Annotated in this window: 8 protein-coding genes; 7 read left to right on the top strand and 1 reads right to left on the bottom strand. The window is 30.5% G+C overall.

All coding sequences use genetic code 11. From position 1 onward, the window contains the following. Positions 1-537 precede the first annotated feature (537 nt). From lon to pheT, 7 genes are all read left to right on the top strand, one after another. Complete coding sequence (lon, locus tag QZ357_RS05590; protein WP_290772926.1) at positions 538-2,895, top strand: endopeptidase La; 2,358 nt, start codon at positions 538-540, stop codon at positions 2,893-2,895. Continuing rightward, the gene (gene yihA / locus QZ357_RS05585; RefSeq protein ID WP_290772924.1) at positions 2,895-3,476 is read left to right on the top strand and encodes a ribosome biogenesis GTP-binding protein YihA/YsxC; all 582 of its coding nucleotides are present in this window, start codon (positions 2,895-2,897) and stop codon (positions 3,474-3,476) included. Before lon ends, yihA begins: the two co-directional genes overlap by 1 nt. Positions 3,477-3,742: 266 nt before the next feature. After that, the gene (locus tag QZ357_RS05580; RefSeq protein ID WP_290772922.1) at positions 3,743-4,909 is read left to right on the top strand and encodes a molybdopterin molybdotransferase MoeA; all 1,167 of its coding nucleotides are present in this window, start codon (positions 3,743-3,745) and stop codon (positions 4,907-4,909) included. Positions 4,910-4,929: 20 nt separating this feature from the next. Further along, on the top strand, positions 4,930-6,789 hold the full coding sequence (locus QZ357_RS05575; RefSeq protein ID WP_290772920.1) for a molybdopterin-binding protein: 1,860 nt from the start codon (positions 4,930-4,932) through the stop codon (positions 6,787-6,789). Further along, positions 6,786-7,961, top strand: coding sequence for an NADP-dependent malic enzyme (locus tag QZ357_RS05570; RefSeq protein ID WP_290772918.1), 1,176 nt, complete (start codon positions 6,786-6,788; stop codon positions 7,959-7,961). The genes QZ357_RS05575 and QZ357_RS05570 overlap by 4 nt, the downstream gene beginning before the upstream one ends. A gap of 20 nt (positions 7,962-7,981) precedes the next feature. Beyond that, on the top strand, positions 7,982-9,001 hold the full coding sequence (pheS, locus tag QZ357_RS05565) for a phenylalanine--tRNA ligase subunit alpha (RefSeq protein WP_290772916.1): 1,020 nt from the start codon (positions 7,982-7,984) through the stop codon (positions 8,999-9,001). Positions 9,002-9,013: 12 nt separating this feature from the next. Next, positions 9,014-11,398: a phenylalanine--tRNA ligase subunit beta gene (gene pheT / locus QZ357_RS05560; RefSeq protein WP_290772914.1), complete on the top strand. Its 2,385-nt coding sequence runs from the start codon at positions 9,014-9,016 to the stop codon at positions 11,396-11,398. Positions 11,399-11,481: 83 nt separating this feature from the next. Here pheT and eno read toward each other — a convergent pair. Further along, positions 11,482-12,338: phosphopyruvate hydratase (gene eno, locus QZ357_RS05555; RefSeq protein ID WP_290772912.1), on the bottom strand; the 857-nt coding region annotated here is incomplete at its 5' end.

The following is a 12,338-nucleotide window of genomic DNA, read 5'->3' as shown; positions in this document are numbered from 1 at the left end:
TAATAAGAAAAAAATAAATTTACTTATTGTTCATAAAGAGAGTTTTTTCTCTTTATGGACATTGTTTTATTTTATATTATAAGCTTTGTATTATGTATTTGTTTTTTACTTAAATCGACAAATTGTGCATTTAATTCGATATAAAATTACATAATATGATGGATATATGTAATAATAGAGAAAAATAGTTATGAAATTATATAAAATGATGTTATAATGATTTTTATATTGGTTTATTGACTCAAAAGTTAATATTTATGTTTATACAAAAATTATCTTTTATTTTGTATAAATACAGTTTTATTATTTATTATAAATATTAATTTATAAATGATATACTCATTAACTTATATATTTGTTAACTATATATAAATTTGTCATAAAATATTCCACTTTTTACATATATTACAAAAATAAATATTTAAATTAATGTTGAAATGGTATTTTAATATATATATAATTAATGAACGAAAATATTGATATTATAAAATGATATATTATAAATAAGCAAGAATAAAAAGTAAAGAGGTTAAAATATTGGCTAATTTAGGAAATATAATAAGTACATATACAAATAACATGGAAAATTTAACATTACCTGCAATAGCAACCAGGGATTTATCTTTGATAACGGGTATGAATGCCAGTTTTGACATTGCGAGAAATCCTTCGTTGAAAGCTCTTGAAGAAAGTGTTAAGGGAGATAGTTTAATCTTTTTAATCGCGCAAATAGATTCGGATGTTGATGAAGTTAAAATAGATAATCTAAGAGAAGTCGGTGTGCTTGCGAAGATAACCAATTTGATTAAACTTCCTTATAATGCTATAAAAGTTTCTGTTAAAGTATTAAACAGAGTTAAAATAAATGATTATAAACAAGAAGAACCTTATATTATCGCAGGTGGGGACATTATAAGTTATAAAACCGAAGATATAAGTGATAAAGAAATTGCTATGACGGATATTTTAAAGGAGAAATTCAATAAGTTTTCTTCTCTTAAAATGTCGGGTTCTGATTTGGGAATTGTATCTTTTTTGGCGGATATTAAAACACCTGATGAGATGATTGATTTAATGTTGCCGCCGTTGGGGCTTGATTTTAAGACTTTTCAGGATATTCTCTGTATGACTGATACTCAAAAAAGATATACGGAAGTTTATAAACTCGTAGAGAACAGAATATCTGTTTTATCTTTGGAAAATGAGATTGAAGATGATGTGAAATCAAAAATGGAAAAACTTCAAAAAGAAGTTTATCTTAGAGAAAAAATCGAAGTGCTTCAAGAAAAATTGCATGATAGCGACGGCAGCGGTGCAGGAAGTGATTATTTGGAAAAACTTGAAAAACTTCCTATAGAAGCTGAGTACAAAGAGAAAATAGCTAAAGAAATAGAAAGACTTAAAGCCATCCCTACAGGGTCAAGTGAAGCTGGGGTAATTCAAACTTATATAGAAACAATTCTCGATTTACCATGGGAAAAAGAACCTATAAAGGAAATTGACTTAAAGAAGGCAGAAAATGCTCTTGAAGAAGAACACTATGGTTTAAAAGAAGTAAAAGAAAGAATATTGGAGTATTTATCAGTTTTAAAACTTACAAATTCTTTAAAGGGACCGATAATTTGTTTGGTTGGACCTCCTGGGGTCGGTAAAACATCAATCGCAAAATCAATTGCAAAAGCATCTGAGAGAAAATTTGTAAGATTGTCTGTCGGAGGTACCAGAGATGAAGCGGAAATTACCGGACACAGGAGAACTTATATAGGTGCGATGCCAGGAAGAATAATTGCAGGTATAAAACAGGTAAAGACGAATTCTCCTTTATTTCTTCTTGATGAAATAGATAAAATAGGTTCTGATTTTAAAGGGGATCCTGCCAGTGCGCTCCTTGAAGTTCTGGATCCTGAACAAAACTCAAATTTTTCGGATCATTATTTGGAAATTCCTTTTGATTTATCCAATGTTCTTTTTATTGCGACGGCAAATACTACTGCAACAATACCTCCCGCTCTTTTGGACAGAATGGAAGTAATAGATATTACAGGATATATGCCAAAAGAAAAAGTGGAGATTGCAAAAAGACATTTAATAAAAAAAGAACTTAAAGCACATGGGCTTACCAAAAGTGATTTATCTTTTACAAATGCTGCGCTGGATAAAATGGTTTCTGATTATACGTTGGAATCCGGAGTTAGACAGCTTGAAAGATTGATTGCAAAAATATGCAGAAAATGTGCTAAACGAATAGTTGTTGATAAAGAAGGAAAAATAGAAGTAACGGTTAAAAATCTTCATGATTTTTTAGGCAAAGAACTTATTACTTTTAATAAACAGGGAAATAAAAGACATATCGGTAAAGTTACAGGCTTGGCCTATACGAGTTATGGTGGAGATACTTTAAAAATTGAGACTGTTTTAACCGACGGAAAGGGAAGAATAGAGCTTACAGGAAATCTCGGAGATGTGATGCAGGAATCTGCAAAGACTGCACTTACATATGTAAGAACAATATCAAAGAAGCTCAAAGTTAAGAAAGATTTCTTTGAAAACAATGATATACATATTCACGTTCCTGAAGGTGCGACTCCAAAGGATGGTCCTAGCGCAGGGATAACTCTTGCCACTGCAATAATATCGGCTCTTACAAAAATGAAAGTGCCTGAAGATATTGCTATGACAGGGGAAATAACTTTATCGGGTGATGTTCTTCCTATCGGTGGACTTAGAGAAAAACTTCTTGCTGCAACAAGAGCAAGAGTAAAAAAGGTTATAATACCTAAAGAAAACGTAAAAGATCTGGAAGATGTTCCTGATGATATTAAAAAACATCTTGAAATTATACCTGTAAAGCATATGATGGATGTATATAAAATTATCTTTGGAGAAAAAGAGTAATGATAATAAAGAGTGCCGAGATATTAACAAGCGCAGCAAAATTTAATCAACTTCCTCCTGAAGAAAAGCTTGAGATAGTTCTTATAGGTAAATCGAATGTAGGTAAATCCAGTTTTATAAATAATCTTCTTAAAAGAAAATCTTTGGCAAGGACAAGCTCTGTTCCGGGAAAGACGAGAACAGCAAATTATTATAATATAAATAATGAATTTTATATTGTGGATATGCCGGGATACGGATATGCAAAAGTATCTAAAAGCGAAAAAGCTCTTTTCAGTAAAATTATTTATGATTACCTTCAGAAGAGAAATACTGATTTTATAGTTTTTTTTCTTGTTGACATAAGACATAAACCGACTGATAATGATATAAAAATGTATAATGATATACTAAATAATGATATTTATCCGGTTGTTATTCTTACAAAAGCCGATAAGATAAGCAGAAATAAAAGGAAAAAACATATAGATATAATAAAAGATACCTTAAATTTGGATGAAGATGATAAGGTGATTGTTTATTCCACACAAGAAAATCTTGGAAGAGATGAAACATTAAGCTTTATAGAGAGTTTTTTATAATAAAGAAAGTTCCTTACGGAACTTTCTTATTTTATTTATACATTTTATTAAAACTTTAGGTTATGGTACTTTTAAATATAAAACTTAATTTAAGTACTGAAGTATATAATACAACGTTTATTTTAGTATTAATAATGTTGATTATGCCGTTTTGTATATATTTGCAGATAGTATATAATCTTGTATTTAAGCAGTATTTGTGATATAATTTTTTAATATGATTTTTGTAAAAAAGTGTAAATTTTTATTGTGTTTGGGAGATAAAAATGATTAAGGCAGAAACGAAAAACAATGTGCTCAGAATGATTAAAGATGATTTGAAAAGTAAGGTTAGACCTACTCAAATTGTTATGATTGAAGACAGTTTAAATTATGTTCTGGCAGATGATATAATTTCAAAGGTAGATATTCCAAGCTCCGATATATCTCAAATTGACGGATATGCCGTTAATCATGAAAGCTTATATTCAGTTGATTATTATAGTCCGATAAGATTTGAAATTACCGGTAAAGATATTATTGATGAAACGACTGTGAAAAAAGTAAATAAAGGTGATTTGATTCCTTCTGGCGCTGACAGCGTTATAGATAAAGACTACGTTAAAGAAAAAGATGGTTATATCATTGTAAACAGACCTATTCATAAAGGAAGCGGCGTATATTTAAAAGGTTCTAAAATTGCAAAAGGTGATGTGGTCTTAAAAAAGAATACTAAATTAAACAGTTTTAATATAGGCTTGCTTGCGTCTTTGAATGAGTTTATGGTTGAAGTTTATAAAAAAGTTAAGGTTGGGGTTATTTCTGTCGGAAATAATATAACTTCAGTTCGAGATAATGATTTGGAAAAAGATATAGATTTGAATTCTTATGTTATTTTAAATGAGCTTTCAGGTAAAAACACAGTGGGTATTTCTTATGGTATTATAAATGATAAAAATGAAAATGAAATTTGGAAAAAGGCAACTGATGATTGTGATATCATAATTATATTAAACAGTGAGAGTTCTGATTTTCCGTTGGATTATAAAGACGGAAAATGTTATTTTGACGAAATATTAATTTCGCCTGCTTCTGAGAGCTTGATATATAATATAAATGATACTTTGGTGTATGTATTTAAGTCAGAGCCTAAAGATGTTTATATAGGTTTTAACGAACTGGTAAATCCGATTATAAATGAAATTATGGGGATAAGCAATGAACATATACCTTACATAAAAGCAAGAAGTATTTATAATATTCCAGGAAGAAAAGGGATTTGTGAATATGTTTTTGTTAAAATATCAAAAGAAGATGAAGAATATAAATTTGAAGCCATTGACTTTGATGCTTCCTATACTGAAGTTTTAAGAGACAGTGACGGATATGTTTTTATTGATAGGGATAAAGAGAAAATAGAAAAAGATGAAACTGTAAAGATTACGCTTATATAATACAGAGGATATTGATTGATATGAATTGTTATACAGATGTCTCTTATGAACAATTAAATGAAATATTTTTAAATTTAATCCAAAATATACCTGAATTAAAAGAAGAAAGAGTTTCTGTTTTTAATGCAAAGGGTAGAGTTTTATGTAAAAATGTATATTTAAATGAAGATATACCTTCTTTTTCTTATGCAAATACCGATGGTTTTGCATCAGACTTACATAATATAGAAAAAAAAGGTAATATATTTAAAATAGGTACATATAAAAAAGTCAATTTTGGAGACTATGTTGACGATAAATATAATGTTGTCATACCGAAAGATGAGATTATATTAAAAAACAATATACCGTATACCGAATATTTACCTAATATGTTTGAAGGTATAAAATATAAAGGGGAAGGAAAAAAGAAAGGGAGTTTTCTTTTTCATAAAGATGAAGTCCTTGATGATAAAAAAATCGGTTTATTAATAAGTTATGGTATAAAGAAAGTAAGTGTTTACAGAAAATTAAAAATTGGTATTGTTGCAACACTTAAAAGCTCTATGAATCTTAATAATGTAAAGAAAAAAAGTATAGCCGAAAGCAATTCGTTTATGCTTTCAAAATTAATAGAGAATGAAAGAGTAAGTGTTAATATATACAAAGATATAAGAGATGAGAAAAGAGAGTATGAAAGTATTATAAAAGAAATAAGTGAACATTGCGATGCTATTATAACCATTGGCAGAACCGGAAAAGGCAGCAATGATTTTATGTACGATGTAATAAATAAAATCGGAGATGTATATATAAAAGGTATAAGAACCATTCCCGCAAGTACTTTTATGCTTGGAAAAGTGAAGGATTCCATAATATTTTCATTTCCCGGAGATATTATTTCAAATATGTTTATGTATAATAATTTTATAAAAACTTTTATAGCGGATTTAACGCATATTGAAAAAGAAGAAGAGAATTTTATAAGTGGGTCTTTGATAAGAGATGTGGAGTCGGAGTTTTATTATAAAGAATTTGTATATGTAAATGTATTTGCCAGTAATGAAGGATTTAAAGTTCTTCCAATCAAATCCCAAAAATCTTCATTGTTTGATTTCTTTAATGCCGACGGATATTTTATTGTGGATGAAAATGTGAAGAATCTTTTTAGAGGAGAAGATATTAAAGTACATTTGTTAAAATCTTTGGATTCAATATATAAAAATGTATTGTTTTGCGGAGCTGATAATCCTCTTAATTCTAAGATTATGGCTTACAGCGATTTGAAAAACATAAATATGATATTAAACAGTGAAGGAAATGATATAAAAGGAAATATTACTTCGGTTGAATATGTTCTTGGAGAATTTGAAGGTAAAAGTGAACACTTTAAAAAAGAAATAGATAAAGGCAGTGTTATTATACAAGGTGTAAAAGAGCGGTACGGATTTGCCGTAAATAAAAAATATATCGATATAAAGAGTGTTGAAGATTTAGTTATCAAGAATGTGAATTTTGGTAATTTACCGAGAAACAATTTTACAAGAATAGTTTTGGAGAAAATTTTAAAAAGTAAAAAGATAGATTTTCATAATATAAAAGGATTTAAAGAAAATATATATAAAAATGAAATAATCCTCATGGAAGAATTGCTTAAAGATAAATTTGATATTTGTTTTATAAGTGAAAAGGAAGCTAAAAATCATAATATTAAATTTGTGCCTGTTATAACGAAAGAGAATGATTTTGTCATAAATACAAGGGATGAAGAATTAATAAGGAGAATTGCTTTTGTATTTGGCAATCCCTCTTTGAGGGAAGAGCTTTCCTTGGATTATAATGTTGAAAATTTTGGCAGTGTTCTCAGAATAAATAATGTAGAGGAAGAAGGAGTATTATGAATATAAAAGAAAAGTCACTTGAAATACATGAAGAATTAAACGGTAAGCTTGAAATAAAAAGTAAACGGTCTGTTAAAAGCGGGGAAGATTTATCTTTGTTATATACTCCGGGAGTTGCAGAACCTTGTAAGAAAATAAATGAAAATGAGAATAATGTATATAAATATACCATAAAAAGAAATACCGTTGCTGTTGTAAGTGACGGGACTGCTGTTTTGGGGCTTGGCGATATCGGAGCCAAAGCAGCTATTCCCGTAATGGAAGGAAAGGCTATACTGTTTAAAGAATTTGCAAATGTGGATTCTTTTCCTATTTGTATAGACTCAAAGGACGTAAATGAAATTGTAAAAACGGTTAAACTTATTTCGCCAGTATTTGGGGGGATTAACCTTGAAGATATATCTGCACCGAGATGTGTTGAAGTGGAAGAGAGGTTAAAGGAAGAACTTGATATTCCTGTATTTCACGATGATCAGCACGGAACGGCAATCGTTGTTTCGGCAGGCATTATAAATTCTTTGAAAATAGTAAAAAAAGACATAGGAAAAATAAAAATAGTTGTAAACGGAGATGGCTCAGCCGGATATGCCATAACTAAAATGCTTATAAATCTTGGAGCAAAGAATGTTGTGGTTTGCGGAATTAACGGAGCATTGAAAGAGGGAAGAGATGATAATTATGTTCAAAGAGAACTTTTGAAAATAACAAATCCTAATAACGAAGAGGGCTTGTTAAAAGATGTTATAAAGAATGCAGATGTGTTTATAGGAGTTTCAAGAGGAAATCTTGTTGATGAGGAAATGGTAAGAAGTATGAATAAAGATGCAATCATATTTGCCATGGCAAATCCTGTACCTGAAATTATGCCTGATATAGCTAAAAAAGGCGGGGCAAGGGTTATTGGAACAGGAAGAAGTGACTTTGAAAATCAGGTGAATAATGTGCTCGCATTTCCGGGAATATTCAGAGGAGCTCTTGATTCATATGCAACAAAAATAACAGAGGGAATGAAGGTTCAAGCTACATATGCTATTGCAAACTTCATAAAAGAAGATGAGCTTAATGAACATAACATACTTCCGAGTGCGCTTGATAAGAATGTTGCTGTTGCAGTGGCAAAAGCAGTGTATGCGCAGGCAATAAAAGAGGGAGTAGTAAAAAATATTAAATAAAAAGTATTTTGGAGGGTAAAGTGAAAGATCAGTTATTAAATATACAAAAAGAAGCAAAAGAAAAAATACAAAATCTTTCTTCATTGGAAGATTTAGAAAAGTTCAGAATCGAATTTATGGGTAAAAAAGGTAAATTAACCGCTATTCTTCGAGGAATGGGAGGACTTAGTAAAGAAGAAAGACCTGTAATAGGTAAACTTGCAAACGAAGTAAGAGAAGCAATAGAATCAGAGCTTGGAAAGATGAAATCAAATATCGAAGAAAAGATTTTGCTTGAAAAGCTTGAAAAAGACAAGATTGATATTACACTTCCGGGTAAGGAAGTAGAGGTAGGTCATCATCATCCTTTATATAATATCATAGGAGAACTTGAAGAGATTTTTACTTCTCTTGGTTTTTCTGTTGCAGAAGGTCCCGAAATTGAACTTGTAAGATATAACTTTGATAATTTAAATGTTCCTCTTGATCACTCTTCAAGGGATAAAAGTGATACTTTTTATATAAATGACGAAGTTTGTCTTAGAACACAAACTTCTCCTGTTCAAATAAGAGCCATGAAAGAAAAAGATGTTCCAATCAAAGTTATTGCTCCTGGTAAAGTTTACAGAACAGATGAAATTGATGCGACTCATTCACCTTTGTTCCATCAAATTGAAGGTTTGATTGTAGATAAAGGAATTACAATGGCAGACCTTAAAGGAACACTTGAATATGTTGTAAAAAGACTTTACGGTGAAGAAACAAAGACAAGGTTTAGACCTCATCAATTTTACTTTACGGAACCAAGCGCAGAAATGGATGCAACTTGCATAGCTTGTCACGGAAAGGGATGTAATGTTTGCAAAGGTTCTGGCTTTATTGAAATTTTAGGCTGCGGTATGGTTCATCCAAACGTACTAAAAGCCTGTGGAATAGATCCTGATGTATATACCGGTTTCGCTTTCGGAATGGGACTTGACAGAATGACTATGCTTAAATACGGTATTAAAGACTTAAGACTATTATTTGCAAACGATACTGAGTTATTGACTCAATTTTAAGGAGGACTTGGAATGTTATTACCTATAAACTGGTTAAAAGAATATGTAAATGTAGATAAAGATATAAATGAATTCGCCGATATGATGACTGTAAGCGGTTCTATGGTTGAGACTGTAACTTATCTTGGAGAAGGTATTGAAGGTGTTGTAACGGCGAAAATCAAAGAGATAAAGCCACATGAAGATGCTGAGAAGTTAATCATCTGTACAATGTTTGACGGAAGTGAAGAATATCAAGTTGTTACCGGTGCAAAAAATGTAAAAATCGGGGATATTGTTCCTTATGCAAAAGTTGGTGCAAAACTTCCAAATGGAATGACTCTTAAAAAAGCAAAATTAAGAGGAGTAGAATCTTATGGTATGCTTTGTTCAGGTGCTGAACTTGGTATGAGTTCAAGCATTGTTCCAAAACATTTGGAGGACGGGATTTATATTTTCTCTGAAGGCGTACCTTTAGGGGAAGATGCAAAAAAAGTATTGGGTCTTGATGAATATGTAATTGATTTTGAACTTACAAATAACAGACAAGATTGTAACAGTATTTTAGGTATGGCTTATGAAGCAGGTGCGACACTTGGTAAAAAATTTGTTATGCCTAATTTTAAAATCGAAGATAAAGCTAATGATATTAATGATAAATTAAGCGTTGAAGTGAAAAATACTGACTTATGTAAAAGATACTGTGCAAGAATGCTTAAAGTAAAAAAAGTTGAACAATCACCACTTTGGATGCAACAAAGATTAATGGCTTGCAGTATTAGACCTATATCAAATATTGTTGATGTTTCTAACTATGTTATGCTTGAACTTGGTCAACCACTTCATATGTTTGATTATGACAAATTAGAAGGTCATAAAATCATTGTTGATACTGCAAAAAACGGTGAAAAAATGGTTACTCTTGACAATATCGAAAGAGATCTTGATGATAAAATGCTACTTATTAACGATGCTAAAAAAGGCGTTTGTGTAGCCGGTGTAATGGGTGCTTTAAACTCAGTTGTAGATGATAATACAAAAAATATTGTAATAGAATCTGCAAACTTCAACAAAAACTCAATAAGAAGAACATCAAGAGTATTTGGACTTAGAAGTGAAGCTTCAGCACATTACGAAAAGGGAATTAATCCTTTGATTACAAGATATGCAATAGACAGAGCAGCATCATTACTTGTTGAAATCGGTGCTTGTGAACTTGTAGAAGGTTTGATTGATGAAAACTTCTATGAAAAAGAACCTGTAAAAATGGATATTGATTCAAAAGATGTTAACAGAATTTTAGGAAGCGATATTTCAGTAGAAGAACAAGCAAGACTTCTTGATTTACTAAACTTTGAACCAAAAGTAACCGGGGATATAATAAGCATTACTGCTCCTATTTTAAGAGATGACATAAATATAAAAGAAGATGTTGTTGAAGAAATCGCAAGAATGTATGGATACAACAATATTCCAAGTACACTTATGGAAACATCAAATTATATAAGTGAAAAGAATGTTTATTACAGTGATAAAAACAAAATCAAGGAAGCATTAATTGCAATAGGAGGACTTGAAACTCTTACTTATACATTTACATCAAAAGAAAAACTTGATGAACTTGGATTTGAGGATAAAGATATTAGAAGTAAATATGTAAAAGTAATAAATCCTCTTGGGGAAGATACAGGGTACATGAGAACTTCTATGATGATTAATATGCTTGAATCATTATCGTTTAACTACAGTAGAAAGAACAAAGAAAGAGTATTATTTGAAATTGGTAATGTATTCTTTGATGCAAAATATGATGAGCTGGGTTTACCTTTACAAGAAGAAAAGCTTATTATCGGTAAATACAATACGGATTATTTTGAAATAAAAGGAATTGTTGAATATATTTTCAACAAATTCAGAATTAAAAACGTTAAATTCACAAAAGCGGAAGAAAAAATGCTTCATCCGACAAGAAGTGCTTATATTTCAGTAAATGATAAAGTAATCGGTTATGTAGGAAATGTTCATCCTCTTTTACTTAAAAAATACAACTTAAAAGAAGATGTTGTTGTCGCAGAAATTGACGTAAAAACAATCACTGAAAATTACGATAAAGAAATAGAATTCAAACCTCTTGCAAAATTCCCTTCACTCCAAAGAGATATTGCAGTTGTCGTAAATGAAGATATTTATGCAGGACAAATTATTGATGAAATCAAAAAAGCCGGCGGAGAGTATCTTGTCGGGGCAGAAGTTTTTGATGTGTTTAGCGGTACGCAAATAGGAGAGGGGAAAAAGTCCGTTGCGGTAAGTCTTTCATTCCGTGCCGATGATAGAACCCTTACAGATGAGGAGATAGATGTAAGATTTGATAATATAGTTAAAGCTTTATCAGAAACATTAAATGCAAAATTAAGATAAAAGACATTCCTTATGGAATGTCTTTTTTATAGAGTTGAAATATTATAATAATAACTTATAATATTAAACGGTTATGATAATAATTATTTAATTTTTAAGTTTGTAAATACATCTTTTCCGATAAATCTGGCTTTTTCTCCAAGTTCTTCTTCAATCTTTAAAAGTCTGTTGTATTTACATACTCTTTCACTTCTGCTTGGTGCTCCAGTCTTAATTTGTCCCGCATTAAAACCTACTGCTAAATCAGCAATAAACGTATCCTCTGTTTCCCCGGATCTATGAGATACTATGGTTGTGTAGTTATTATTTCTTGCCAGGTGCATTGTGTCCAGTGTTTCGCTTAAAGTTCCTATTTGATTTACTTTTATGAGGATTGAATTGGCAATACCATTTTCAATACCTTTTTTTAATCTTTTTTCATTGGTTACAAATAAATCATCTCCGACTAGTTGAATATTGTGTCCTATTCTTTCTGTCATCATTTTCCACGAATCAAATTCATTTTCGCTTATTCCGTCTTCTATGGAAATTATTGGGTATTTACTGCTTAAAACATCATAATAAACAATCATTTCACCGAATTTTTTTTCTTCGTTTTCAAAGAAATATGAATTTGTTTTTTTATTGAATATTTCGCTCGAAGCTACATCCAGCGCCAAGGATACTTCTTCCCCAGATTTATATCCTGCATTTTCTATTGCTTTTAATATGAATCCTATTGCTTCTTCGTTGCTTTTTAAATCAGGAGCAAATCCGCCTTCGTCTCCTACTGCCGTATTTAGATTTTTTTCTTTTAGTATTTCTTTTAATTTATGATAAATTTCACTTCCCATTCTAAGCGCTTCATTGAAAGAATGTGCTCCGTGAGGCATAATCATGAATTCTTGTATATCCACATTATTATCGGCATGTTTGCCTCCGTTTAGTATGTTCATCATAG

It is taken from the genome of Anaerofustis sp., assembly GCF_019420015.1.
In the GTDB taxonomy this organism is placed as follows: Bacteria; Bacillota; Clostridia; order Eubacteriales; family Anaerofustaceae; genus Anaerofustis.
This window is presented reverse-complemented; position numbering and strand designations above follow the sequence as displayed.